Genomic DNA, 24983 nt, shown 5'->3' with positions numbered 1-24983 from the left:
TATGAAAACATGAACGTCGAACTCCCGTTCGCCCCGGTTGATACGATCATCCGGCGGAACGCGGGTGATCTTCGGGTGAGCGCTGACGCGTCGGAGGAACTCGCAAAGCGGATTCAAGAACACGGGAGCGAACTCGCGATCGACGCCGCCGAGCGCGCGATCGCAGATGGACGCAAAACACTCATGGCATCCGATTTCGAGGTTGAGACGGTGATCGACAAGGACGATCTCGAGTTACCGGTCGCGCCCGTCGACCGTATCGCCAGAATCGAGATCGACGACAAATACCGCGTCTCGATGGACGCTCGGATCGCACTCGCCGATATCCTCGAGGACTTCGCCGACAACGTCGCGCGTGCGGCGGCGATCCTCGCCCACCACGCCGATCGGCGGACGATCATCGAGGACGACATCGAGACGTACTTCTCACTGTTTGAATAAACGATGCAGTTTGGCTACAGCGAGGACTGTCTCGCACACGACCCTGGTCCGCGTCACCCAGAGACACCCGACCGGCTTCGGGCTATTCGAGAGCGGCTGAAGAAAAAACACGGCGTCAAATACGTCGAACCGGATCTGTCGACGATCGAGACGATCGCCGCTGTTCACGATCGAGATTACGTCGAATCCGTCGACGAGTTCTGTGCGGACGGCGGCGGTAACTGGGACCCGGATACGACCGCCGTCGAAGAGAGCTGGGACGCCATCTGCCGGAGCTCCGGATCAGCGTGCTGGGCGGCTGATGTCGCTCTCGAGGGCGCAGACGGTCGAGAAACGCCGTTTTCGATCGGTCGTCCGCCGGGCCATCACGCGGTCTCCGACGACGCTATGGGCTTTTGTTTCGTCAACAACGTTGCTGTCGCCGCCCAACATGCGATCGACTCGAACGACGACGTCGAGCGCGTGGCGATCTTCGATTGGGACGTCCACCACGGAAACGGGACGCAAGATATTTTCTACGACGACGGTGACGTCTTCTTCGGATCGATCCACGAGAAAGGGTTGTATCCCGGTACCGGAGAGATCGACGAGACGGGGACAGGCGACGGAAACGGAACGACGATGAACATCCCGATGCCCGCCGGGACGGACGAACTGGGCTATCTCGCGGCGCTCGATGGCCCGCTCACCGAGGCGCTCGAGGCGTTCGACCCCGATCTGATCCTCATCAGCGCCGGGTTCGACGCTCACCGTCACGACCCGATTTCGCGGATTCGGCTTCCGACGGAGGCCTACGCGCTTATGACCGATCGCTTCCGAACGATCGCCGACGATGCCGACGCCGCGCTGGCGTTCGTCCTTGAGGGCGGCTACGGGCTCGAGGTGCTCGCCGATAGCGTGGCGCTCGTCCACGAGACGTTCGACGGACGCGAACCGATCGAACCGGGTGGAGAAGTGAGCGATGACGCGGCGTCGGTGATCGAGGATGTCCGCGTCGCACACGGGTTGGATAACTGACCGAGCCGCCTTCTATTTTCGTACGCGTCGTTTCCGAACTATTCCATCACTGTTGGTTCAAGACGGTGGTTGTCAGTCCCGTGTTTCCATATCTCATTCACTCGGCGAGGAGAGGACTCCGAGATCCCTGACGAACGCCACCTGACGGTACATTCGACAGCCGAGACAGAATCCAGTTGTCGCACCGAGTGCCGCGAGCAACCCGACGACGGTCGTCAGCCCGTAGGCAAGAATGCTGGCCGATGCGAGATCAGCTGCTGTCGCGACGATGAATAGGATAGCTGCCGATCCCGTCAATCCCGCGCCGACGACTCGAGCGAATCGATGTGGGAGGGGGGATTCGGTCGTTTTTGGTGACCCGACGAAAGAGCGGGCAACCCGTTTCCAGAGAAACCCGTAGGGATCAATTTGCCAACTCGAGAGAACGGGAACGAGCAACAACGTTGCAACAACGTACACGAGGGCGGGTTCTTGAAGGAGGACGGCACCGAGTGAAAGTGCTGCGGTTATCGCTTGGCCGAATCGTGGCGCTCGTGGGTCGATTTGTGACACAATCTGTTCAACGTAGTAACGCGATTGAACGGTATAAGAATTCCTCAGGGACGGGGATCGTAGTACCGCGCCAGCTCTCGATCGAACTCCGCCAATAGTCCGATAATTTCCTCACCGACGAGCACGTCGTACTCGTCCTCGAGTGCCGTTTCGACGTGTGCGCCGAGTCCGACGTCGAGCAGGCGGTCGCTCTCGAGAAATTCCAGTGCGGTGGTGAACTCGCGCTCGCGTTCGGTCACGTAGCGATCGTCCTCGATGAACGGTCCGTACGCGTCTGGGTCGTCCGCGTAGGCTTCGAAGAACCCTTCGGCGTGGTTTCGGACGTGTACCGGTGGGCCGTCGTGGCGCTCGAGGGCTGGCCGTTCGGTAACCGCGAGTTCGGCGAAGATGACAGCGGTTTCGTCCGCGAACGTCGTCGCACGAAACACGTCGAATCCGTAGGCGTCGAGTTTGTCGGTGACTCCTTCGAGGGATTTCCGGAGCTGCGGATAGAGCTGATCCTCAACGAGGTCAGGGGCCTCGAAGCGCACCGCGACTGGAGTCGTAGCGCGGTTCGTGAGGTGGGCTTCGAGGGCGTCGTCTTCGAGCGGCGCGGGTTCGTGGGGCTCGAAAAGCGAGAGACTGGGTGACTCGAGCATTTTTCGGGCGTAGTGCTGGAATCGGGCGACGTTCTCGACCGAGCAGACGGCGGCGACGTTTCGCTCGGGGTCGGTGGGGTCGATCACGACGAGCGGGTCGTCGAATGGGGGGTCGCCGTTCTCGACCTCGGGGGTTCGAGGTGGCGACGCCGTTTCGCTCGCTCGTTCGTGACCCTCGGGATCGAGCCAGATCGGCGGCTTCCAGTCGCTGGCGGCTTCGAGGAGCGGTCGGAAGCCGCCGTACTCGCAGACGAGCAGTTCGGTGAGGTAACCGCTGAACCCCTGGGTTCGGAGGTCGCTTCCGTAGACGCCGATTCCCTTGGCGAACTGCTTCGTGACCCGAACCTCGGCGGCGAGGTTGTCGTCGAGGCGCTCGTTCAGATACTGGGTGTGAAACGGCGTGCGGTCGACTGCAGAGCGGATATCGGTCGCCGACTCGAGCCGGAAACAGGGGACAACGTCGATGTCGAACCCGTCGAAGATCCCCTTTACGTATGGGTGTTCGGCGTACTCCTCGTGACCGTCGGGCAGGGTTTCGTGGCCGACCTCGAGTCCGTACTCCTCGAGCGTGTCGCGCTCGAGATCGGGCGGAAAACGGACGAAGATGTCGATATCTCGGTCGCCGCTGATCCAGGTGTCCCGGGCAGTCGAGCCGACCTGCAGGACGTCCGCCTCGGGACAGCGTTCCGTCGCGGCCGATTCGGCCCGCTCAATGAGCGCGGTGGCAGCCTCGCGGAGCGCTTCCCGCTCGTCGTCGTCGGGATCGACTCGTTCGCCGATCCGAGCGACGACAGTCTCGAAGCTCGAGTCGTCGTTTTCGGCCGTGTCGTCGTTCGACTCGAGGTGTTCGGGATCCGAGCCGCCCCGGTCGGCGTCCTCAGGTGTCATCACGATAGGATACTCAACCACCGCGTGAAAGGGTGTCGAACTCGGTGCGGGCAAAACGAAAGCCCTATCAAATACCCACCGAGTACGTTATGATAAGCCGAAGTAGCTCAGTTGGTAGAGCACCTCGCTGTTACGGCGATTCAGGTCTCCTGTTCGCCGCAGATACGAGGTTGTCCCAGGTTCGAGTCCTGGCTTTGGCGCTTCTTCGTTTGTTGCTCGATCGGCGAGCGTCGCGTATCGGTTTCGGTTTGGCTTCGTTCTCGAGCACACGATTTCGAGAAATGAACCAGAACACGAAGTGGTGTCGAGCGACAAGGAGCGAGCACGCATGCGTTCTTCTCGTAAGCACTGTCTGTCTTCTCGGCGGTCATCATGTGAACAAAAGCCACGTCGGTTGCGACCGCAGGATCGTTGGACTCGAGGTGGTGTATGAGCCGAAGTAGACCGAGTAGCCGGCAGATCGCCGTTCTCGCGCTTTTGCTCGTGCTTGCGGTCGGTCTTTTCGCTCCCGTAGTCAGCGGTCACGCGTATCTGAGCGAAACGAACCCCGATCAGGGCGAGCAACTCGAGGAAGTCCCCGACGATATCGAACTGCTCTACACGGGCGACGGCATCCAGAGCGCGGACGTTTCCGTCACCGGTCCGGACGGTTCGGACGTAAGCGCCGACGCGGCGATCGATCCCGACGATACTCGGGAGGTAACTGTTCCGCTCGAGGTCGACGCCGGGAATGGTGAGTCCGAATTGGAATCGGACCACGACGGCATGTACATCGTCGAGTGGGAGGTCCTCGCGGACGACGGGCATACGACCACCGGGACGTTCTTCTTCGCCGTCGGCGACGAGGAACTCGATCGAGATGCCGTCCTCGAGATCCACGAAGACGGAGAGGACGACGACGACCTCTCCGCGCTCGAGTTCGGGTCGAACGCGCTCGTCTTGCTCTCGCTGGTCGGACTCGTCGGCGTCCCGGTAACGATGTGGGCGAGCGTCTATCCGGCCATCAGTTCGAGTGGTGTCTCCTCGGCCGTCGTTGACCGCCGTGCCAAGTGGTTGCTCGCGGGAGCGAGCCTCGCCGCACTCGTCGGCGTTCTCGGGATCGGCGTCGCTCGGAGCCTCGATTCGGACGGCTCGCTTTCGACGGGGGCGTTCGAGGAGTTCCTCGAGACGTCGCTCGGTTCGATCTGGGTCGCACAGCTCGTTCTCGCGACCCTCGTCGCCGCTGTTCTGCTGAGCGCGCTCCGGTGGCAGCTCTCTCGTCGTCGCTGGCTCCCCGTGGCGGCCGTCGGTGGGACGGTCGTTGCGCTGTCCGTGAGCTGGACGAGTCACTCGGCGACGATGATCGGCAGGCTCCAGGGAGTGATAACCGACGGCGGTCACGTTGGCGGTGCGGCGCTCTGGGTCGGCGGGCTCGTAACGTTGGCTCTCGTCATTCCCGGTGCACTGTCTCGGGCCGAGGAGTCCAATCGTCGGCGGATTGCGGCGACGGCCATCGAGCGCTTTTCGCTGGTGGCGCTCGTCGGGGTCACGCTCGCTCTGACCAGCGGACTGATCCTCGCCGCGTGGCACGTGCCGGATATCGAGTCGCTTCGTGAGACCCTGTACGGAACGGCGCTTTCGGCGAAGACTGCCCTCGTCGCGCTGGCGCTCGGACTCGGCGGGTTCGCCAGGTTCGTCGTCCTCAAACGATTACGGCGAGACTCCGAATCAGCCGCTTCAGACGGTCGTACGCTCCGAACGTTCGTTCGCGGCGTCCGCTTCGAGCTGGGCGTCCTCCTGCTGGTGATCGTCCTCTCGGGGCTGCTGACGACGGCACCGACGGCGGCGCTCGCCGGCGGTGACGACGGCCCCGGAGAGGCGACGATCGAGATCGAGAGTGACGACGTCGATCTCGAGCTGGTGGCGTTACCGGGTCAGGAGGCGGCCGGCATGATCCAACTCGAGGAGAACGAACCGGTCGTCTTCGATGCAACGTTCCTCGCGGAAGGTGGCGGTGGTGACGGAGACGGAGGCGGCGCTGACGGCGCGGACGATGCGGAAGCCGATGATCGACAACCGGTTTCAGCCGACGATCCGTCGCTTACGTTCCACCACGACGACCAGACGCTCGAGGTAGATCTCGAGGAGAACGACGACGGTACGTATTCGGCCGTTCAGACGTTACCCGATGCACACGAGTGGGAGCTCCGGATCGACGCATGGGTCAGCGAGACATACGTCAGTGAGTGGGTAGACGTCTACGTCGTTCCCGACGGAGAAGGCGGCGGCCACGACGACCACGATGCCAATGACGGTGCAGACCACGACGACCACGATGCCAATGACGGTGCAGACCACGACGTCGATGACGGTGCAGACCACGACGGCGAATCTGGCGACCACGAACACCACGATCACGACGAGCACGCGACCGATGATTCGAGTCCGTTGACCGTTCTCTTGCAGTTCGGAGCCGTCGCTGTAGCAGTCGTCGGAAGCGTTGCGGTTGCGATCGAAGCGACACGCGTTGGCGGAGACCGGAACTAGGTCGGGCCCTTCGACGGAGCGTGTGAACCGATGACTTGAATTCGATTACTGCACCAGAATCGGCAATAAGAGGCCGTTACAACGAACGGGTATGGTGACCCCAACCACTCGACGACGACTCGTACAGGCTTTCGGCGGCGGACTCGTCGTGGCTCTCGCGGGATGTACTAGTGAAGGTGACGACGATAACGGCGACGACGGACACGATGACCACGACAACGGCGATAACGAGAACGGCGATGGGCCGGGGAGCGAGGGACTCGTTTACGCCTTTGGTCCCGACGCGATCGGAATCATCGACCCTGAAGACGGCGAACTCATAGAGGAGATAACCGACGACGACCTCGACGGCTCCGAGTGGGGCGATCCGCGAATCTCACGGAATCACGAACGGATTTTCGTCAACGAAGGGAGCCGGAATCAACTGCTCGTCGTTAATACCGAGAATCAGGAGATCGAAGAGTGGATCGACGTCGGCGGCGATCCGACGCACATCTACAACCCGGTCGAGGGAGAGATCTGGACCCACGCCGACGACGAGGGAACGTTCTACGTCGTCGATTCGGAGGAGTTGTCGGTGATCGATGAGGTCGATATCGCCGACGGCGGCCACGGAAAACTCCTCTCTCACGACGACCTCGGCGACGACGCCTACGCGATGAACGTCACTGAAGCGGCGGCGATCGGCGTCGATCTCGACGCTCGTGAGGCTACCGACCCCGTCGAACTCGAGGACGCCGGTGGAACGCACTACAAGGCCTACGCACCCGAGACGGGCTATGCGTACGCCCAGCAGACGAATGGCGGAACGGCCGTTATCGACACCGAGACCAACGACGTGGTCGATGTCCTGGACTTCGACGGCGGCATGTATCTCTCGCCGGACGACGAGTTGCTCGGATGTATCCTCGACGACGAGATTCGCTTCGTCGACGCGACGAGCGAGGAGAGCGAGGTCGTCGATTCCGTCGAGGTCGACGGCGAACCCGCGGCGCTTCGGTTCCACGACTCCGATGACGGCCTGTACGCGTTCACCGCGAACATCGGATCGGCCGACGTGGTCGTGATCGACGTCGACGAAATGGAGGAAGTCGATCGCATCGACGCGGGCGAGGTCGATGGCGAGTATCGTGCCGGCGTCGCTGGCGGCGAGTACTTTCTCACGCCGTCGGATACTGATGGAACGGTTACGGTCGTCGACATGGAAACCCAAGAACTCGTCGAGACCGTCGAGGTCGCCGACGGCGTAGACACCGTCCAGTACGTCGGCGACTCGGGCGTGGGATACTCGAGCGAGTAGCGATGTGACCAGGTTCCGGCGACTGCCGGAACCGTTTCGGATCGAACGGAGATGCTTTCGTGCCAACGATTTCCGACCGCCACCCTCCGTTCGATTTCAGGCCGTCATCGGCCGACCGGCGACGCGAGTGCGGTCAGAACCCTGTCTTGTCCACATTCGGCGAATCAGGTCCCCGATTTCGGTCACACTCCTTCTCGACGCCGTTCGATCGCGTTCATCACCGGACTCGCGGTCACGCCGTGGATGATAATCGAGGTCAGCACGACGAATCCTACGATTGCCCACAGCCGCTCTGCGGCGACGATGAGTTCGAGTTCCGCGAACGAAACGTGTGCCAGCGCGAACGCGAGGTAGTAGAACGAGCCGATGCCGCGGATCCCGAAGAAGCTCACCGCAACTCGGTCGCCCCACGGCGCATTGGAGCCGACGAACCCCAGGAGTCCGGCGAGGGGTCGAACGAGGAGCACGACGGCGAGCCCGACGACGATGTCGATCTGCGTCAGCGGTGCGAGCAGGCCATCCGCAATCGCGGCTCCGAACAGGACGAGCACGGTCGCCATTAACGACCGCTCGACGAGCGCGGCGAAATCGTGCAACTCCCGGTAGTACTCGTGTTCCCACTCGTAGCGACGGAGCTCGAGCGCTCCGACGAACACCGCGACGAACCCGTACCCGCCGAGCAACTCTGCGACCCCGTACGCGAGCAACGTCGTCGCAAGCGCTTCGGCTCCCGACATGATCTCCGCTCGGTGGGACGGCGTCGGCGTTTGAAACACGACTCGAGCCATCAGGTGTCCGATTACGTACCCGCAAACGAGGCCAGCCCCGATCCTGTAAAAGATGTCGACGAGAATCCAATCCGCGAGCCACGTCCAGTTCGACGCCCCGTTCGCCGCGGCGACGGCCAATGCCAGATACGTGAACGGGAACGCGAGCCCGTCGTTGAGACCGCCTTCGGACGTCAGCGAAAACCGGATCGACCCCCACCGATTGACGGAAGCGTGTTCTTCCTCGAGTTCCGTCAGCGGCGCTCCGGCTTCGACGTCCGAGGCCAGAACGGGGTCCGTAGGGGCGATTACTGCTCCCAACAGGATCGCGGTCGCCGGGTGAAGCCCGAGTACACTCCAGCCGAGTACCGCGATGGCAGCGATCGTCACCGGCATCGTGATCCCGAGCAATCGCCAGGTTGCACTCCAGGTACGCCATTCGAACGGGCGATCAATTTTCAGGCCCGCACCCATCAAAGCGATGATGACGACCAGTTCGGTCAGGTGTTCGGTCACCGTCGAGTTTACGACGGGGTCGACCGTCGGCGCACCCGGGACAACTGCAAACAACCCAGCGCCGAGCACGACGTAGAACATCGGCAGCGAAAGCGGTTTTTCGGCCAGAATTCGAGGCAGGAGGATCGCGCCTAACAGTCCGATGGCGACGATAATAAGGGCGATCTCGTACGCACTCATCGCGATTTATTACATCATCGAACGCGTAAACGAAGATGCTTGCGTATTGCTCAGGACTTCCGTCGGGATCGCTCGTGCCTCAATTCTCGTGCAACCCTCGCTCGCCGATCGCATCGACCGCATCGAGCGGTACGAGCGAGTATTCGACCGTTTTGACGCGCTCGATCGAGCGAATCCGGCCGACGAACGTCGAAACGTCCTCGAGATCGGTCTCGAGGACGAAGCAGTCGAGACAGTAGTCGTCGACGTGACTGTGATCCGTCGAGGAAATGCGTTCTTCGTACTCGTGACGTAACTCCGTGACGCGACGTTCGACGTGTTGGGTATCGAAATCGTACAGAACGGTGACGATGGCGGCGAGTTCGCGACCTGCGAGTTGCTCGTTTTCGAACTCCGAAAGGAGGGTCCGTGCGCTCTCGCGAACGACTTCGCTTCGTCCGGTGTACTCGTGGTCCGCGGCGAACTCGTCGAGTCGTTCGATCAGTTCGTCGGGCATCGAGACGCTAACGACGGCCATATATCAATCTGTATCGCTAGTTTAATAGGATTTATTATTACTTGTCCGTTCATAGGGCAATAACTAGTATTAAGTTAACCACAGATCATACTAGGTCACACTATGAGTGACGACCGAATTCCGGTAACAGTTCTGAGTGGGAGTCTCGGTGCGGGGAAAACGACGGTTCTCAACCACGTTTTGACCGCGGACCACGGGATGGATGCCGCGGTCGTGGTCAACGACATGGGAGAAGTAAACGTCGACGCGGAGGCGGTAACCCAACAGTCGGATCTGGGCGGCGACGAGGAGATTGTCGAACTCTCGAACGGCTGTATCTGCTGTCGCCTTCGTGGGGACATGTTAGACGAGGTCGGCCGCCTGGCAGACCAGCGCGAGTTCGATTACCTGCTCGTCGAATCCTCCGGCATTTCGGAACCGATCCCCGTCGCCCAGACGTTCGCGATGGGTTTCGAGGATGCGACGTTCGATCCGACTGACACCTACGCGCTCGATACGATGGTCACCGTCGTCAACGCCCACAGCTTCTGGGAGTCGTTCGATTCCGGGTCGGCGCTTTCCAAGGGCGAGATCGATCCCGAATCCGGACGAGTCCCGGAGGAAGTGTTGCTCGACCAGATCGAGTTCTGCGATATCATTCTGCTCAACAAGTGCGACCTCGTCCCCGACGACGCACTCGAGGAGATCGAAGCCGTCCTCGAGGTGCTCCAGCCGCGAGCCGAGATCCGCCGGACGGAGTTCGGGAACGTCGAGACGGCCGATATCCTCGACACCGGACGGTTCGACTTCGAGGCCGCCCAGAATTCGGCGGGCTGGAAACATGAACTCAAACACGAACACCACCACGATCCGCAGGAAGAACACGGCGTGACTTCCTTTTCCTACGAACGGGACCGACCGTTCCACCCCGAACGAATCGCCGCACTCCTCTCCGACCTGCCGGACGAACTCATCCGCGCGAAAGGGTTCTTCTGGAGTGCGGGCCGCGAGGATCTCGCGATGGGGATCGACAAAGCGGGTACCTCCGTTCGGGCGGGCCCCTCGGGCCAGTGGCTCGCGACGCTCCCCGAGTCCCAGCGCGAGCAGTACTTCGCCGCCAGACCCGGCCTCGAGGAGGATTGGGACGACGAGTGGGGCGATCGCATGACCCGTCTCGTCTTTATCGGCCGCGAGTTCGACCAGGAGCCCCTCGTGGATCGACTCGACGACTGTTTACTCACCGACGAGGAGTACGCCAACGAGGACTGGGATCGGTACGCCGATCCGTTCGAACCGGAAGAACGACGTGAACTCGCGCTCGCAGATCAGTAAATGTCCGTTCCGGTTACCATCCTCTGTGGCGGGCTCGGCGCAGGCAAGACAACGTTGCTCTCGCAGTTGCTCGAGTCCGACGACCGTGATATCGCCGTCCTCGTCAACGACGTCGGCGAGGTAAACGTCGACGCGGACCTCGTCGAAGCGCGCACCGACCTCGAGACGGGCGACGAGGTCGTCGCCCTCGAGAACGGCTGCATCTGCTGTAGCCTCGGGAGCGAACTCTCCCGGTCGGTGATCCAGCTCTGGAAGGAACACGAGTTCGACTCCCTCGTCGTCGAAGCCTCCGGCGTCGGCGAACCGGAGCCGATCGCCCGCCAGTTCGTCCGCGGACCCGCGGGCGGCCCCTACGATCTGGACGCGGTCGTCACCGTCGCCGACGCTCGCCTCTTCTACGATACGTTCGTAGACGGGGACGAGAAGCCGGTCAGGCAGGGCCCCGACGAAAGCGGATCTCGCCCGATCGCAGACCTCCTGCTCGAGCAAGTCGAGTTCTGCGATCTTCTCGTCGTCAACAAGTGCGATCTGGTCAGCGAAACCGAACGAGATCGCGTCGTCGCCGTCCTCGAGACGCTCCAGCCGCGAGCCGACATCCTGACGACGGAGTACGGTTCCGTCAGCCCCGATGAACTGCTCGAGAGCCAGCGATTCGATCTCGAGGCCGCACAGGAGGCCGCGGGTTGGAAACGAGCGGTCAAAGAGAGCGACGGTGAAGCGGGGGATGACGATGGGAGCAACGAGCACGACAGTCACGGGGATCACGCGCACGGAGACCACGAGCACCACGAATCACTCGATCGGGACGATTCGCACGGTCACGCAGATCACGATCCCGCTGGCCACGCAGACCACGACCACGACGAGCACGGCGATGGTCACGACCACGCAGACCACGACGGCCACGACCACGCAGACCACATCCACCCTCCCGAACGGTACGGAATCGAGGTCACCACCTTCCACCGATCTCGTCCCTTCCACCCCCGGCGACTCCTCGAGTTTCTCGAGGACGTTCCGGACGATCTCGTCCGCGCGAAAGGGCTCTGCTGGATCGCCGGCCGTGAACGGGCGGCGATCACGATGAGCTACGCCGGAACCGAGACGAGCCTCGAGGTAACGGGCAGGTGGATCGCGAGCTTCTCCGAGGAGCGCCAGGAAGCCTACCGCCGCGGCCAGCCCGACATGCCGTGGGACGAGCAGTGGGGCGACCGCGAGGTTCGGCTCGCGCTCATCGGCCGGAATCTGGATCTCGAGGCCCTCGAGTCGCGACTCGAGGACTGTCTGCTCACCGACGCCGAGATGGATGCCGACTGGGGCGCGTACGACAACGACGCCCCGACGGGGATGGGAGATATGGTGACAATTTCGACTGGAACCGCTCCCAACCCGTCGAACCCGTAGAGCGGGTGGACCAGTATGGGGGTCGCCAGTTGTACACTTTAGCTATAATACCCTCGAACGCGTCCGTTCGATATGGCGTACGGCTTTCGCTCACTGGATCTCGAACCCCGTCCAATAGCCGAACTCGTCGGCTTCGTCCTGCTCGTCAACGTCGTCGGAAGCGCGCCGGCCCTCGTCACCTCGACGTCGACGATGTGGTTCCAGAACCTCGCGAAGCCTTGGTTCTATCCGCCTTCGATCGCGTTTTCGATCGTCTGGACCGTCCTGTTCACGTTGCTGGGGATAGCGTTGTGGCTCGTCTGGCGAGCCGACGGCTCCGGACGGCGACTCGCGTTCGGCCTCTTTGGAGTTCAGATGGTCTGTAATGTCGCCTGGACGCCGACGTTCTTCACGCTTCAGCAACCGTTACTCGCGCTCGGCGTTATCGCCGTCCTCCTTGTTTTGGTCGTCGCCACCGTCGCCGCGTTTCGGCGCGTCGACCGAATGGCGGCGGCGTTGCTGATACCGTATCTCCTCTGGGTGGCGTTCGCGACCGTTCTCACGTTCGAGATCTGGCGATTGAACGCCTGACCGATCCCCCGGTTGAACGCTCGAGCGTGTCTCCCTCGAGAAATCGGTGTCTGCAACGAGAAACCGTTATCACGAAATCACGAAAACGAATGGCTATGAACGCGATCGTCCTCACTATCGAAACTACCGCGGGCTCACTTGAGCAACCGTGATCGGCGTCCTTCGGCGGATAGCCCTCGTCACCACTGTCCGACATCGAGTCGAGGTGCGGCGACGGCTTCGCCATCCGCAAATACTCGTTGCACTCTCGGTCGGGATCGTCGTCGGGGCGATAGCCGTCGTCGGCTCGCTCCCGCTGGGTGCCTACGAGCATGTTTGGCCCCAGCCCGGCGCCTACCACTACGGCGCGCTCGCGGGCGAGAACGGACCCGCGGTCCTCGGGCGGGCCCGCGAAATCGGCGCGATCGGCGTCGTCGCGATCACCGCACTGACGGCGCTCAGCGCGGTCACGAGCGACGCCTGGGAGGAATCTCCTCCGGAACTCGTGACGGCGATTTCGGTTCCGGAAGCGATTCTCGGCGTGCTGGGGGACGAACTCCTCGAGAGTAGCTGGTTCGTCGCCCCCGTCGTCGGTGCGGGCGCGCTGGCGTTCGCGGCTGGGACGGGATCCCCGGCGACGCTCGCGGGGGCGACTGTGGGTGCGACTGCCATCGCACTCTCCGGACTGCTCCTCGGTGCCAGTCTGGGGCTGGGCGTTCGCGCCGTACTCCGTCGCTCGTCGCGACTCTACGCCGCTCGGTACACGATCGGCATGCTGAGCCTTTTTTTCACGTTCGTCGTCCTCTCGTTCAGTCGGCAGATCGGAAATCGCCTCGCCGCGACGCCGCTTGGCTGGTACGGCGACGTGCTGGTCGCGACGACGCCCGGCGTCGCCTCGAGTTCGCTCCGCGTTGGCGGCGCACTCACAGCGCTGGCTGTCGTCTTCGCGGGCTGTCTTCCGCTGACGATTCTGGCCGGTCGAACGCTCTGGTTCGACGAGGGGCAACGGGCCGGTTCGGAGACGAAACGAGACAGCGAGGGGAGTGAAGTAGGCGATGACGGGACCGAATCGATGGGGAATGGACTCCTGGGCCGTTCGATCGATCGGTTCGCCGGTCGTCCCACGGCGGGAGTTACACAGGCGGCCTGGCGACGGATGCGACGGGCACCGCGGGCGATGACCTACGTCCTCCTGCCGATCGGTCTGCTCTGGCCGGTCGTCATTCAACTGTCGTGGGTGTTCCCCCGGGCCGTTCCCGTCCTCGTCGTAACCTACCTCGCCGTCGCCGTCGGCCTCGGGACGACGCTCAACCCGATCGGTAACGCGCGGGTCGCGTTGCCCGCGATCCTTACGACTCCCGACGGACGGCGATCGGTGCTTCAGGGACACGCGTTAGCCGCGCTCGTTCCGGGTGTCCCGCTGGTCGTGACTGTCGCGCTGGTTGCGGGCGTCACGAGCGGCTATTCGCCGATCGAACTCCTCGCGCTGATACTCGTCGCGGCCGCGCTCACGACCGGCGGCGTCGGCGTCTCGCTCGGAATCGGCGCGTGGCTCCCGAACCTCGAAGGGCCGGCGACCTCGGCGACCCTGACGCCGCCCGAACTGTACGCGATGGTCGCGTTCCTGTTCGTAATGAGCGTCCTCTCCGCGCCGGCGATGGTGGGACTCGGAGTCGCCGAGCCCGTGGGTTCACAAGCCGTCGCTGCGGTGTTTGTGGTCGTGGCGACGGGCGTGTGTTGTGTCGGCGCTGGTTGGCTCGGCTACCGATACGCCCGGCGGTCGCTCGAGGCCTACGAAACGACGTGACTCGAGGGCGAAACCTGACTCGAGAATTGAACGTGGCTTGCGAGCGAAACCTGCGGAGAAAACCGGCTCCGCGATCAGTCGTCGGCGGGCGCGCCGCCTTCGACTCGCTCGGTCGGGACGGTGCCGTCGTCGTTCCAGCCGCGCTCGCCGTAGTACTCCTCGAGCGCGCTGTCGAAGTCGGGGAGCTCGTAGGGAAGCGTGTCCTCGTCCGTATCGAAGCCGCGCTGGTTGTTGAAGTGGCGCTCGAGGGTGACGATCCGGCCGCCGGTCTCGAGGAGCGTCTCGTAGTCGGTGTCGAGCAAGGTTTCGAACCGCTCGTGGGTCATGAAGTCCCGCGAGAACTTGCAGATGACGCCGCTGTCTTTGACCGCGTTCATGTTCTCCTTCTCGACGACCTTCGGCGGCTTGCCCTCGAGGCCGTCCTTTTCGAACGCTTTGTCGGCGTCGACGAGGGGGTACTCGAGCGAGTAGAACTCGGCGTACATGTGGTCTGCGCCACGGTTCGAGGTCGCAAAGGAAAGTCCCTGTCCGTTGAGCGTGCGGCCGTCGTGGGCCGGAAACTCCATCCCTTTGACGCTCCAGTTCTCGACGCCGAGGTCGTCGTGGAAGCGGTCGACGCCCTCCGCGAGCGTGTCGCCGACTCCCTCTCGGTGGGCAATCTTCTCGACGAGGTCGTGGATCAACTCGACGTTGCCGAACTCGTCTTCGCTCTCGAGGTAGGCCGCGACGACGTCGCCACAGGAGATGGTGTCCAGGCCGAGTTCGTCACAGAGCTTGTTCGATTTCATCACGTCGACGATGTCGTCGACGCCCGAGTTCGAGCCGAAGGCCATCACGGTTTCGTACTCCGGTCCTTCTGTCTCGAGGCCGCTCTCCTCGTCTCTGGTCGGGAGTTTGCAGGCGAACGCACACGCCGAACAGGTTCCTTTCTGGTATTTCTTCTCCGCGACCGCGTCGCCGCTTATCCCCTCGGCCCCGTCGAAGGTGAGCTCCGAGAAGTAGTGCGTCGGCAGGGCCCCGACCATGTTCGCGTACTCGGTCACCGAGGTCGTCCCCTGCTCTTTCATGATGTGATCGGACTGGGCGGCCTCGCGGTGGACGTCCATCTGTAGCGACGGAATCTCGACTTCTCGAGTCGAATCGCCGTCAAAGGTGATCGCCTTGACGTTCTTCGAGCCAAGCACCGCGCCGAGGCCGCCGCGGCCGAACGCTCGCTCTCGCGAGGTCATGATCGAAGCGAATCGAACGAGGTTCTCGCCGGCGGGTCCGATCGTGATCGTGTTTTCGGCGTCGAGGTCGTGCTCGTCGGCGATGTACTCGCACGTCTCGGTGGTTTCTGACCCCTCGAGTTCGGGGACTTCCTCGAACTCGACGCCGTCATCGGTTACGTGGATGACGAGCAGTTCGTCGCTCTCACCGGTGATCTCGACGGCCCCGTATCCCGTCGCGGTGAAGTTTCGCGAGAGAAAGCCGCCGGCGTTCGAAGAGAGCAACCCGTCGGTCAGCGGCGAAACGGCCGTCGCCGACATTCGACCGGTGAAACTCATGGTCGCGTGTTGCATCGGCCCCGTCGCCAGATAGAGGCTGTTTTCCGGACCGAATGGGTCCGCGTCGAAGGGAACCCGGTCGTGGGCTAACTTCGTTCCGACGCCGCGACCGCCGATGAACGACTCGAGCACGTCGTCGATCTCCTCGAGATCGGCCGTTCGATCGCTCACGTCTATCGAACACAACGGTCCCCGTGCATTTTTCATGTGAATTTCTGCGACGTGAAGTTGCAAAACGCTACCGATTCAACCAGTCAGGACAATTCGTGTCAGCGCTCCGTCGAGCCGCCCTCGGCGGAACCTGTTACTGTTTCAACTGGCACCCTGATTTCGACGCGTTCGCTGTCTCTCACCACGATCTGGAGGTTACCGACCGTCACCGTCGCCGTTCCCTCTCGAGGGGCCGAGTTCGTGTTCGCGAACAGTTGATCGAGCGCTTCGGGGTCGACGTGCTCGTAGAGCGGGCTTACCTCCTCGTAACTGCTCGTCGGAATCCGTTCGAGGAGACGAACGATTGCGCCAGTCGTTCCCTCGTTCGCCTGAATTGTCGTCTTATACGTGACTGTTTCTCCGGATCTCTGTGGATGCGTTCCCGATGAATCTGACATGGAATCCCTTGTTTGGCGTCGATTCGTCAGCTCTGTGTCGTAGTACGTTCTCGCCCTCCCTCAATATCGTCCTTAACGTCTTTAGGTTCTTTTCCGTCATCCGATTGCTGTCCAGTTCCCGTCACGTCGATTCCTCCACTCAGTCACCGCGCATCACGGTCTGTGAGAGCACCGTCGTCAAGCCGCGTCGCAAGCGCCCGGTGACAGCCGCACCCGAGACGCCGAGTTCGTCGCCGATTTCCTCGAGCGTCGCTTCCTTCGGATTCTCGAAGTAGCCTTCTTCGAGGGCGGTCACCAGTGTCTCGTACTGCTTGTCGGTAAGGTCATACTTCCTACTCGTCGAGACTTCGAGTTCCGCCTGTAATCGTTCGAGATCAAGACTGATGTCGTACTCGCGGACGCACTCTTGAAACGCTTCGATCCGTTCTTGCTCTTGGAACCTGATCTCGAAGCTCCAACCGTCGTCAGTCCCGACTCCTTCGATCAGCGTCGCGCGGGACTCGAGGACCGCGTCTGCAAGACCGGGAACCGAGTCGGACCAGCCGACTTTGTACAGTCGGCCGCCGTCGAATTGGTCGACTTCCGTTATCGTTTCGACGCCTCGATCCGATTGAATCGTGGATTCGATCTCGTCGTACTTTCCGTCGCTCCAGACGAAGATAAACGGCATGAGTCCGTGGTGCATTGGAACGACGCTTTCGAATTCGATAGCGAGATCAGAATGTTCCCGCAGTACGTTTCCAAAAGAAAACTCTTCAGGTGGCATCGTAAACTCAGCGACGAACGTCATTCCGTGGAGGATAGTATCACCCCCGGCATAACCTTTCGGTCGAACTCGTCTCCTGAGTCGCTCGAGGTCGATTCCTGCGACGGGCAGATGGGGTTCGATACCGCGTTACTCCGCGTAGATCTCGTCGACCCGGTCGTCGAACCGCTCGAGGATAACGCGACGTTTCTTTTTCATCGTCGGCGTGAGCATGTCGTTTTCCTCGGTGAACTCCTGTGGGACGAGTCGGAACTGCTTGATCGTCTCGTGTTTCTCGAAGTTCTCGTTGACGCGGTCGACTTCCTTCTGAACGTACGCCTGCACCCGGTCATCGTCGACGATCGCTTCGGGATCGTCAGGGAGGTCGATTCCTTCTTCTTCGGCCCATTCGAGGACGTGTGCGGTGTTGGGAACCAGTAGCGCGCCGACGAACTTCTCGCCGTCGCCGACAACCATACACTGTTCGACGACTTCGCTGGCGGCGAACGAATCCTCGATCGGTGCGGGTGCGACGTTCTTGCCGGTCGAGAGGACGAGGATCTGTTTCGCCCGCTCGCGGAACTCGATGTAATCATCGGGACGCAGGTGGACGATATCGCCGGTCCGGAACCACCGTTTGCCGTCCTCGTCTTCGGTGAACGCCCGGTCGGTCGCGCCGGGCTTGTTCCAGTAGCCCTGCGTGACGTTCTCCCCGTTGACGAGCAGTTCGCCGACCTCGCCCGGATCGTCGTCGAAGGTATCGTCATCGGTGACCGACTCGTCGATTTTGACGTCGACGCCCGGGACGGCCGGGCCGATCGTTCCGACCTTCGGCTCCTCCATTGGGTTACAGGAGACGACAGGTGCGGTTTCGGTTAGCCCGTACCCTTCGTAGATCGGGAGGTCCATTCCGTGGTACAGCGTCGCCAACTCGGGTGAGAGGCTCCCGCCGCCGCTGATCAACATCTCGATCTCGCCGCCCAGCGCCTCTCGAACGGTCGAGAACACCAGTTTGTCCGCGATCGAGTGCTTGAGGTTCAGGATCGGACCCGGCGAGTCGGCTTCGTGGTACTCCCGGCCGACGCCGGTCGCCCAGTGGAAAATGCGCTCTTTGACGGGCGACTCGCTCGCCTGCTCGCGGATGGCGTCGTAGATCTTCTCGTACACGCGAGGGACGCTCGTCGCGCTCTGGGGCTGGACGAGTCCGAAGTCCTCCTGAAGCGATTCCGTGTCCTCTGCATAGGCGACGCAGGCCCCGCTGGCGAACATCAGGAAGTGCCCCGCCGTTCGCTCGAAGACGTGTGCGAGGGGCAGGAACGAGACGACGGTCGTCTCCTCGTCGATCGACGACACGTCCTCGCCCTTGTCCGGACGGGGTCCGTAGCGCTTGCGCACCTGGTTCACGTTCGCTCGAAAGTTCCGGTGGGTGAGCTGGACGCCCTTGGGCTTGCCCGTCGTACCGCTGGTGTAGATCAGGCTCGCCAGATCGTCCATCGCGGGCTCGTCGACCCACTCCTCGTATGCCTCGAGATCAAAGTCCTCCTCGCCGCGGTCGTGGACCTCGGCGAGGGTCATGATATCGTCATGGTCGTCGTACTCCTCGAGCCGATCGACCGAGACGATGAACTCGAGGTCGAGTTCGTCTTCGACCTCGAGGACGCGCTCTAAGAGCTCTTCGTTCTCGACGACGACGCCCGACGCGTCGGGATCGTCGAGCAGGTATCGCACTTGATCCGGCGAGGAACTGGTGTAGACCGTGGTGATGACGCTCCCGATGCCGAGGAGGGCGAAGTCGGTCTGGGCCCACTCCATCCGGGTGTTCGAGAAGATGCCGACCCGATCGCCGGTTTCGACGCCGAGGTCACGAAAGCCCGCTGCGAGGTTTCGAACGATGTTCCGCATCTCCGTGTAGGAAATCGTCCGGAACCGTCCGGTGTCGGCCGCGGGAAGGATCGATTCGGTGAGCGATCGATCGTAAATACCGCCCTTGTACTGCTGTGCTGGCCGGTTCGCGTGCCGCTCGGCACCGTTCTCGAACATTCGCCCGAGCGTCGTCTCCCCGATTACCTCGTCGTCGTACTCTCGTTCGGCATCCCGCCAGTTCATATGCGTGTGACAGACGGTCCCGAGCGATAAAACATGTTGAAACGAGTTTCACATGTTTTCCGGTTTATATGCTCGCTTATCTCCGCTGGAGGTGCTCGAGGCCGCCTGAAGGGTCGATATCTGAGGATCGTGCGAGGCGGAGGAACAGTTCGGCGGTCGCTACCATTGTTAACCGACGAGCTGGCGTCCCGTTCCAAAACTCGAGTTCGCGAATGGCCGATCGCCGGATTTTCACTCCCGGTGATCGAGATAGCCGAGGACGCCGCGGGTGTTCATCGTCGCTTCGGCTCGAGCCGCCCGCTCGCCCCAGGCACCGACCGAAGCGGCCTGATCCGCGAACTGATCAATGACCGCCTCGTCGTCCGCGAGTTCCTCGCGTTTGTCCTCGACGTCGCTCACCCACTCGCGAAGAACCGCCGCGTACTCCTCGAGTGCGGCTTCGGCGTCGTCGCCGACCTCGCGCGGCCCGAAGTGCGTGTACAGGAGCACGTCCGGATCGATCGCCTTCAGCGTCTCGACGTCCTCGAGACACTGCTCGAGGTCGAAGTTCGACGGCGGCGAGGTCTCGTGGATCTCCTCGAGTTCGGGCACCCAGATCCCCGCGGCGTCGCCGGTGAACACCGCGTCGTTTTCGGGATCTTCGAAGACGACCTGGTGGGGCGCGTGTCCGGGCGCGGCGTGGACGCGAAGTTCGTGGTCGCCCAGATCGACGGTATCACCGTCCTCGAGTTCGACGATTCGCGATTCGGGGATCGGCTCCGGTTCGGCGTAGAACTCCCACCGGTCGCCGACGGCTCGTTTCGTTCCCTCGACCAATCGGGACGGGTCAGCAAGGTGACTCGCACCGATCGAGGGCACGTAGACGTCCGCGTTCGGACACGCCTCGGCGAGAAGGCCTGCGCCGCCGGCGTGATCGAGGTGGATGTGCGTGACCGCGATCACCTCGAGGTCCTCGCGGTCGATTCCGATCTCGTCCATCGCCTCGAGGATGCGCTCGTAGTTCGTTCCGACGCCGGTTTCGACGACCGCCGGCCGTTCGCTATCGAGCAGATAAACCGCACCATACTCGTCAGCACCGAACATTCCGGTGTCGACGTAGTGAAGATCCGTGCAGTCGCCGGCCGTGACTTCGTGGACGTCGCTCGTTCCCATACCGGTAGCCCCGTCGCCGGATCGAATAAAAGCTGGTATCCCGGCCGACTCCGCTCGATTTCAGTTCGCAGCTTCGGTTCCGATCGCTTCGAACGTTCCGACGCCGCACCGACAGCCGTCCTTCCGGCCGATCGGTCGGACCTCGCCGTCCGACGCCTGCTCGGCGGCGTAGATCTCACCGCAAGACGTGCAAACGGCGGCGACTTTGGTTTTCTCCGTTTCGCTCTCGGTAGATACTGAGTCGGCGGAGACCTTCGGAGTCGTACTTTCACTCATCATCCGAAGTAACGTCTCTCAGGGGGATACGGTGCGTGCTTCGAACTCGAGACTGTTTATAAGAAACCGGCTACTCTCTCGGTTTCGTTCCGCCGGCAGGCGCCTCGCCCGTCGAAACCGTGAGGACGTTTCGAGTGAGGTTTCCGGTTGCCCGGCGAAGCCGCTGGGAGACCGCGTTCGTCGAAACCTCGAGCTCTTCGGCGATATCTCCGATCTGTGAATCGCGGGGAACGGAGAAATACCCCATCTCGAGTGCGGCTACGAGGGCTTCGCGTTGTGGCGGCGTCAGGTCGTACTCTCGTTCTTTCGGTGCCGTCCCGTCGTACAGTCGCTCGAGTTCGAGCGAGTAGTTTTGCTCCCGAAAGTACTCCTGAAATTCTTTGAGCGTCTCCTGATCGACGAACTGGAGCTTGAGGTGCCAGCGTCCGTTGGCCGCCCTCGCCTCCTGGACGATCCCGTGTTTGTTGACGATCTGATCGATCATTTCCTCGATTTCCTCGGTCCAGGTGACGTTGAAATAGCCGATATCGTCGGTCACATCGATTACCTTGAGCTCCGCGACCGACGAATCGTTTCGAAGCGCGCTCTCGAGAGCGTCGAGATCGCCGTCCGTCGCCCAGAGAAACGGCATCACCCACTCCCGGCTGTGGGTCGCGAGTCGTTCAATTTCGATCGTCACGTTCGGAACCTCCTCGAAGGTTTCCTCGAGTGCGAACGCCTCCACCGGGACCGTGAACTCGGTTATAATACTCACACGAGTATCACGTGCCCGAGGAAGAAAGGTCGTTGGACCGGTCTGGCTGTTGGAACGTTCTCCACACCGCTTGCTGTTGAGGACAATGCTTTTCCTCGAGACCGTTGGTGCATCACGTATGGACGGAAACCGCTACGACCCGTGGGTGGCTCGCTGATGACCGACGGAACGACCTCAGAATCGACGTCCGACGAGGCCGACCCCTGGCAGGAACTGCTCGAGGACGCGGCGGCCATCGAGGGCGAGTTCCAGACCGCGGGCTGGGAGACGACCTTCGTCGAACCGGAGGCGGTCACGCCGGTCGATACCGACGACCGAGTCGGTCTTCGGGCGGCCGTTTCGGGCGACCAGTATACCGCCGTCGAGGAGCTGATTGGCCGGGACGACGTCACGTTCGCCGCGGTCGATGTCTACTACCAGACGGAAGGTCAGACGACGTTCGTCCTCGCCGTCGAACGCGACGACTCGAGCGAACACGCCGTGTTGCTCCCGCTGTACTACGACCTGCCCGATGCCCGGTCGATGCTCGAAGCCTCGCTCGCGGAGGGGCACCTCTTCGTCTACCTCGAGACGGCGGCCGACGAAACCGGTGAGGTCGACGGGACGAACGAAACCGAAGAAGGCGACGACCGGTGGATCGTCTTCACCCACGACGAGCCGTCGCTGTTTATCGATGCAGTCGACGAACTCGAGGACTAACGCTCGAGTCAGAACGCTACCGCCGATTCGTTCCGCTCAGGCTTCGTCTTCTCGGAGCTCCTGGCTCGCGTCGCGGACGTCGCGCATCACCGACGAGATTCGTTCTTCGGCCTCGAGTTCTTCTTCGACCGAGAGGTCAACCCCCTCGACCTCGAGGAGGAACTTCGCGACCTCGGTCGACTCGTACATCACGTCGTCGAGCTCTTCGGCGGTGAAAAAGTCACACATCGCGCCGTAGAGGAAGGTCGCGCCGGCGGTTCGGATCTTGTCCTCGAAGGAGCTTCGAGCCTGATTGACGGCCTGGGGGGTGTACGTGTCCGTCATGAAGGGGACGAGTTCAGGCAGGTTCTCGCCGATTTTGGTCATCTCGACGCCGGTTTCGGTCCGGAAGTCAGAACAGAGTCGGGCGATGGCCCACTCGCGGGCCGTGATGTAGGTCCGATCCCGCAGGAACTCGTTGACCCGATCGTACTGCGCGCTGTCCATCTTCTGGAAGCGCGCGTACTTCTGGACGTCCGTCGGTACGTCGCTCTCGTCGGCTTCGTCGGGCTCTGGAACGCCCGGCATGGACTGTTCATCTTCCGGGTCTTCGACGGATTCGCCACCGTCGAGAGTATTGGGATCGGCGACTGCCGAATCGACGGTGGGAGTTTCCACAGGGGTGGACTCGCTCGAGTCGGAAGACCGAGGCGATGATTCGCGCTGACCAGCGTCTCGTTCTTGCATCTCGTCCCGTTCAGGCCCATCGCCTTCCACCTCGTTCGATCCGGAGTCGTCCGATTCCGTCGACTCCGTCTGCGAACCGTCCTCGTTCATGACTGCTTATTCCCAAGGGCCAGAGATAAGGATTGTTCTCGACGCCGTTCATTCCCCGATCCTGTTACTCCGGTATTTTCGTCTCCGGCCGCTCCATGGGATATTTTCTCGAGGTGCGACTAATGCGATAAACTCCCATTGCATTTCGAGTGGTTCTGTGTGTTTTAAGATGATAAAGACCGTCCAGTAGCCTATGTCACAGACGCCAGTTATCGCAGCCGCGTATCGCACCCCGCAAGGGAAAGAAGACGGCGTGTACGCCGACCTGCGAAGCGAAGATCTCTCCATTCCGCTGATCAACGAAATCCTCGCCGACAGCGGCCTCTCGAGCGACGATATCGACGATCTGATGTGGGGCTGTGCCCAGCAACGCGGCGAACAGGACAACAACGTCGCCCGTATCATCGCGTTGCTTTCGGACCTCGGCGAGAGCGTTCCGGCAACGACGATCAACCGTTGGTGTGCCTCATCCATGCAGGCGGTCATCTCTGCATCGGACGCCGTCGCCGCGGGTAACCGTGACGCGATCATCGCCGGCGGCGTCGAGTCGATGACCCGCGTTCCGATGGGCGAGAACACGATGGAGGTCCACCCGCGGATGGCCGCCGAGTACAACGTCGGCGAACTCCAGATGGGGATGACCGCAGAGAAGGTCGCCGAGGAGTTTGGCGTCACTCGAGAGCAACAGGACGAGTACGCCGCACAGAGTCAACAGCGAGCCGTCGAAGCGACCGAAGAGGGTCGCTTCGAGGACGAAATCGTTCCGATCGAAACTGAGAACGGTCCGATCACCGAAGACGAGGGGCTCCGTCCGGGAACGACCCCCGAGAAACTCGGAGAACTACCGACGGTCTTCAAATCCGACGGCAGCGTCACCCCCGGAAACGCTTCCCAGATCTCCGACGGTGCCTCCGCGCTCCTCGTGACGAGTGAGGCGTTCGCCGAGGAGAACGACCTCGAGATCCTCGCGGAGGTCGGCATGAACAACGTCGCCGGCGTCGACCCCACGGTTATGGGAATCGGCCCGGTGCCGGCTACCGAGGGACTCCTCGAGCGGAACGGCCGCGATATCGAGGACTACGATCTGGTCGAACTCAACGAGGCATTCGCCAGCCAGAGTCTCTACTCGCGTGACGAACTCGGTATCGATCCCGACATCTTCAACGTCAACGGCGGTGCGATCGCGATCGGTCACCCGCTCGGTGCCTCCGGCGCTCGCCTGCCCGTCACGCTGATCCACGAACTCCAGAAACGCGGCGGCGGCCGCGGACTGGCGACGCTCTGTGTCGGCTTCGGACAGGGAGCGGCGATCGAGTTCGAGGTCAACTAAGCGGCGGTATCCTTCACCTTTTAGCCCAGATTTTACGAGGCCGAGAGCGAGCGACGCGAGCGAGTCGGTCGAGATAAAAGGTGGTCGCGTCAGGGAGCGGCGATCGAGCTCGGCGGTAACTGAGACGCGCTGGCCGTTGATTCTCGTTTCTGTGGTCGGATTGGGACGGAGCGATTTACAAGCTCCGAGCTCGAATTATCTCCATGAGCAACATCCTGCTGTTCGCGCTCATCTTCATCCCGTTGAGCATCCACCTCGGGGTCGTGGCGCTCGTCTATTACGATACGGGCCGGGTGCCCCTCGAGCGCAGGCGGTGGCTGTTGCTCGTCGGGCTGATTCCGATATTCGGGTTCTTCATGTACCTCTTCGAGCGCAGCGAACTCGAGTACGATCCGTCGGAGGACCCCTACGCGGGCGGTGGGTACAACATTCATCCATCGCGCGAAGACGATTTCCCGTTCTCGAGTGCTGATGGAAACGAGGCCACTCGAGAGGACGACGACCGAAGCGCTGAAAGAGACGGGTAGGACAACGCAG

The 24983-nt window shown here is 62.1% G+C and carries 23 protein-coding genes and 1 tRNA gene; 12 read left to right on the top strand and 12 right to left on the bottom strand.

What is annotated here, in order from left to right; genetic code table 11:
• The first annotated feature begins 9 nt into the window (after positions 1-9).
• Complete coding sequence (locus QNM96_RS04735) at positions 10-441, top strand: histone (RefSeq protein ID WP_283834854.1); 432 nt, start codon at positions 10-12, stop codon at positions 439-441.
• 3 nt (positions 442-444) lie between these two features.
• Positions 445-1458, top strand: a complete 1014-nt coding sequence (locus QNM96_RS04730) for a histone deacetylase (RefSeq protein ID WP_283834853.1) — start codon at positions 445-447, stop codon at positions 1456-1458.
• 93 nt (positions 1459-1551) lie between these two features.
• Here the strand turns inward: QNM96_RS04730 and QNM96_RS04725 are convergent, their stop codons facing one another.
• Together QNM96_RS04725 and cca are read right to left on the bottom strand one after the other, a co-directional pair.
• Positions 1552-2010 (bottom strand): DUF4395 domain-containing protein, encoded by a 459-nt coding sequence (locus QNM96_RS04725; RefSeq protein ID WP_283834852.1) that lies wholly within the window; start codon positions 2008-2010, stop codon positions 1552-1554.
• Between the two features lie 44 nt (positions 2011-2054).
• Positions 2055-3536 (bottom strand): CCA tRNA nucleotidyltransferase, encoded by a 1482-nt coding sequence (gene cca, locus QNM96_RS04720; protein ID WP_283834851.1) that lies wholly within the window; start codon positions 3534-3536, stop codon positions 2055-2057.
• A gap of 96 nt (positions 3537-3632) precedes the next feature.
• Here cca and QNM96_RS04715 point away from each other — a divergent pair.
• The 3 genes from QNM96_RS04715 to QNM96_RS04705 all read left to right on the top strand — a co-directional run bounded on the left by QNM96_RS04715 (position 3633) and on the right by QNM96_RS04705 (position 7362).
• Positions 3633-3736 (top strand) — tRNA-Asn (locus QNM96_RS04715).
• Positions 3737-3965: 229 nt separating this feature from the next.
• Positions 3966-6062 (top strand): CopD family protein, encoded by a 2097-nt coding sequence (locus QNM96_RS04710; protein ID WP_283834850.1) that lies wholly within the window; start codon positions 3966-3968, stop codon positions 6060-6062.
• A 91-nt stretch (positions 6063-6153) separates the two neighbouring features.
• Complete coding sequence (locus QNM96_RS04705) at positions 6154-7362, top strand: hypothetical protein (RefSeq protein ID WP_283834849.1); 1209 nt, start codon at positions 6154-6156, stop codon at positions 7360-7362.
• A 182-nt stretch (positions 7363-7544) separates the two neighbouring features.
• Here the strand turns inward: QNM96_RS04705 and QNM96_RS04700 are convergent, their stop codons facing one another.
• On the bottom strand, positions 7545-8825 hold the full coding sequence (locus tag QNM96_RS04700) for a cation:proton antiporter (protein WP_345782516.1): 1281 nt from the start codon (positions 8823-8825) through the stop codon (positions 7545-7547).
• A gap of 79 nt (positions 8826-8904) precedes the next feature.
• Entirely contained in the window at positions 8905-9342 is a 438-nt protein-coding gene (locus QNM96_RS04695) for a CopG family ribbon-helix-helix protein (protein ID WP_283834848.1), read from the bottom strand.
• 102 nt (positions 9343-9444) lie between these two features.
• On the opposite strand from QNM96_RS04695, the gene QNM96_RS04690 reads away from it, so the two are divergent.
• The 4 genes from QNM96_RS04690 to QNM96_RS04675 all read left to right on the top strand — a co-directional run bounded on the left by QNM96_RS04690 (position 9445) and on the right by QNM96_RS04675 (position 14413).
• Complete coding sequence (locus QNM96_RS04690) at positions 9445-10653, top strand: GTP-binding protein (protein ID WP_283834847.1); 1209 nt, start codon at positions 9445-9447, stop codon at positions 10651-10653.
• Complete coding sequence (locus tag QNM96_RS04685) at positions 10654-12057, top strand: GTP-binding protein (protein ID WP_283834846.1); 1404 nt, start codon at positions 10654-10656, stop codon at positions 12055-12057.
• Positions 12058-12129: 72 nt separating this feature from the next.
• A complete protein-coding gene (locus tag QNM96_RS04680; protein WP_283834845.1) occupies positions 12130-12627 on the top strand; it encodes a TspO/MBR family protein in 498 nt (165 codons plus the stop codon).
• 205 nt (positions 12628-12832) lie between these two features.
• Positions 12833-14413: a hypothetical protein gene (locus QNM96_RS04675; RefSeq protein ID WP_283834844.1), complete on the top strand. Its 1581-nt coding sequence runs from the start codon at positions 12833-12835 to the stop codon at positions 14411-14413.
• Between the two features lie 74 nt (positions 14414-14487).
• On the opposite strand, the gene QNM96_RS04670 is transcribed toward QNM96_RS04675, so the two are convergent.
• The 7 genes from QNM96_RS04670 to QNM96_RS04640 all read right to left on the bottom strand — a co-directional run bounded on the left by QNM96_RS04670 (position 14488) and on the right by QNM96_RS04640 (position 21601).
• Positions 14488-16167, bottom strand: coding sequence for an aldehyde ferredoxin oxidoreductase C-terminal domain-containing protein (locus tag QNM96_RS04670; protein WP_283834843.1), 1680 nt, complete (start codon positions 16165-16167; stop codon positions 14488-14490).
• Between the two features lie 62 nt (positions 16168-16229).
• Entirely contained in the window at positions 16230-16568 is a 339-nt protein-coding gene (locus QNM96_RS04665) for a HalOD1 output domain-containing protein (RefSeq protein WP_283834842.1), read from the bottom strand.
• A gap of 139 nt (positions 16569-16707) precedes the next feature.
• The gene (locus tag QNM96_RS04660; RefSeq protein WP_345782522.1) at positions 16708-17334 is read right to left on the bottom strand and encodes a helix-turn-helix domain-containing protein; all 627 of its coding nucleotides are present in this window, start codon (positions 17332-17334) and stop codon (positions 16708-16710) included.
• Between the two features lie 129 nt (positions 17335-17463).
• Complete coding sequence (locus QNM96_RS04655; protein WP_283834840.1) at positions 17464-19419, bottom strand: long-chain fatty acid--CoA ligase; 1956 nt, start codon at positions 19417-19419, stop codon at positions 17464-17466.
• Between the two features lie 231 nt (positions 19420-19650).
• A complete protein-coding gene (locus QNM96_RS04650) occupies positions 19651-20571 on the bottom strand; it encodes an MBL fold metallo-hydrolase (protein WP_283834839.1) in 921 nt (306 codons plus the stop codon).
• Between the two features lie 60 nt (positions 20572-20631).
• Positions 20632-20847 carry a hypothetical protein gene (locus QNM96_RS04645; protein ID WP_283834838.1) on the bottom strand — a complete coding sequence of 72 codons (216 nt, stop codon included), beginning with the start codon at positions 20845-20847 and terminating at the stop codon, positions 20632-20634.
• A 70-nt stretch (positions 20848-20917) separates the two neighbouring features.
• Positions 20918-21601 carry a helix-turn-helix domain-containing protein gene (locus QNM96_RS04640; protein WP_283834837.1) on the bottom strand — a complete coding sequence of 228 codons (684 nt, stop codon included), beginning with the start codon at positions 21599-21601 and terminating at the stop codon, positions 20918-20920.
• A 156-nt stretch (positions 21602-21757) separates the two neighbouring features.
• On the opposite strand from QNM96_RS04640, the gene QNM96_RS04635 reads away from it, so the two are divergent.
• Positions 21758-22300 (top strand): hypothetical protein, encoded by a 543-nt coding sequence (locus QNM96_RS04635; RefSeq protein ID WP_283834836.1) that lies wholly within the window; start codon positions 21758-21760, stop codon positions 22298-22300.
• 36 nt (positions 22301-22336) lie between these two features.
• Here QNM96_RS04635 and QNM96_RS04630 read toward each other — a convergent pair whose 3' ends face one another.
• Positions 22337-23116: a DUF5806 family protein gene (locus tag QNM96_RS04630; RefSeq protein ID WP_283834835.1), complete on the bottom strand. Its 780-nt coding sequence runs from the start codon at positions 23114-23116 to the stop codon at positions 22337-22339.
• 193 nt (positions 23117-23309) lie between these two features.
• Between QNM96_RS04630 and QNM96_RS04625 the strand changes: the two genes are divergently transcribed.
• Both QNM96_RS04625 and QNM96_RS04620 read left to right on the top strand, forming a co-directional pair.
• A complete protein-coding gene (locus QNM96_RS04625; protein WP_283834834.1) occupies positions 23310-24446 on the top strand; it encodes a thiolase family protein in 1137 nt (378 codons plus the stop codon).
• 203 nt (positions 24447-24649) lie between these two features.
• Complete coding sequence (locus QNM96_RS04620; protein WP_283834833.1) at positions 24650-24973, top strand: hypothetical protein; 324 nt, start codon at positions 24650-24652, stop codon at positions 24971-24973.
• The last annotated feature ends 10 nt before the right edge of the window (positions 24974-24983 follow it).

Source organism: Halostagnicola sp. A-GB9-2, from assembly GCF_030068615.1.
GTDB lineage: Archaea > Halobacteriota > Halobacteria > Halobacteriales > Natrialbaceae > Halostagnicola.
The sequence above is the reverse complement of the archived record's forward strand: the minus strand, read 5'-3'. Positions and strand labels throughout refer to the sequence as shown.

Bases quoted from the DNA above. Each gene is read 5' to 3' on its own strand.
- QNM96_RS04680 (WP_283834845.1), top strand. From the start codon at position 12,130: ATGGCGTACGGCTTTCGCTCACTGGATCTCGAACCCCGTCCAATAGCC.
- QNM96_RS04710 (WP_283834850.1), top strand. From the start codon at position 3,966: ATGAGCCGAAGTAGACCGAGTAGCCGGCAGATCGCCGTTCTCGCGCTT.
- QNM96_RS04660 (WP_345782522.1), bottom strand. From the start codon at position 17,334: ATGCCACCTGAAGAGTTTTCTTTTGGAAACGTACTGCGGGAACATTCT.
- QNM96_RS04625 (WP_283834834.1), top strand. From the start codon at position 23,310: ATGTCACAGACGCCAGTTATCGCAGCCGCGTATCGCACCCCGCAAGGG.
- QNM96_RS04655 (WP_283834840.1), bottom strand. From the start codon at position 19,419: ATGAACTGGCGGGATGCCGAACGAGAGTACGACGACGAGGTAATCGGG.
- QNM96_RS04700 (WP_345782516.1), bottom strand. From the start codon at position 8,825: ATGAGTGCGTACGAGATCGCCCTTATTATCGTCGCCATCGGACTGTTA.
- QNM96_RS04650 (WP_283834839.1), bottom strand. From the start codon at position 20,571: ATGGGAACGAGCGACGTCCACGAAGTCACGGCCGGCGACTGCACGGAT.
- QNM96_RS04690 (WP_283834847.1), top strand. From the start codon at position 9,445: ATGAGTGACGACCGAATTCCGGTAACAGTTCTGAGTGGGAGTCTCGGT.
- QNM96_RS04635 (WP_283834836.1), top strand. From the start codon at position 21,758: ATGACCGACGGAACGACCTCAGAATCGACGTCCGACGAGGCCGACCCC.
- QNM96_RS04685 (WP_283834846.1), top strand. From the start codon at position 10,654: ATGTCCGTTCCGGTTACCATCCTCTGTGGCGGGCTCGGCGCAGGCAAG.
- QNM96_RS04730 (WP_283834853.1), top strand. From the start codon at position 445: ATGCAGTTTGGCTACAGCGAGGACTGTCTCGCACACGACCCTGGTCCG.
- QNM96_RS04645 (WP_283834838.1), bottom strand. From the start codon at position 20,847: ATGAGTGAAAGTACGACTCCGAAGGTCTCCGCCGACTCAGTATCTACC.
- QNM96_RS04705 (WP_283834849.1), top strand. From the start codon at position 6,154: ATGGTGACCCCAACCACTCGACGACGACTCGTACAGGCTTTCGGCGGC.
- QNM96_RS04735 (WP_283834854.1), top strand. From the start codon at position 10: ATGAACGTCGAACTCCCGTTCGCCCCGGTTGATACGATCATCCGGCGG.
- QNM96_RS04665 (WP_283834842.1), bottom strand. From the start codon at position 16,568: ATGTCAGATTCATCGGGAACGCATCCACAGAGATCCGGAGAAACAGTC.
- QNM96_RS04620 (WP_283834833.1), top strand. From the start codon at position 24,650: ATGAGCAACATCCTGCTGTTCGCGCTCATCTTCATCCCGTTGAGCATC.
- QNM96_RS04670 (WP_283834843.1), bottom strand. From the start codon at position 16,167: ATGAAAAATGCACGGGGACCGTTGTGTTCGATAGACGTGAGCGATCGA.
- cca (WP_283834851.1), bottom strand. From the start codon at position 3,536: ATGACACCTGAGGACGCCGACCGGGGCGGCTCGGATCCCGAACACCTC.
- QNM96_RS04630 (WP_283834835.1), bottom strand. From the start codon at position 23,116: ATGAACGAGGACGGTTCGCAGACGGAGTCGACGGAATCGGACGACTCC.
- QNM96_RS04695 (WP_283834848.1), bottom strand. From the start codon at position 9,342: ATGGCCGTCGTTAGCGTCTCGATGCCCGACGAACTGATCGAACGACTC.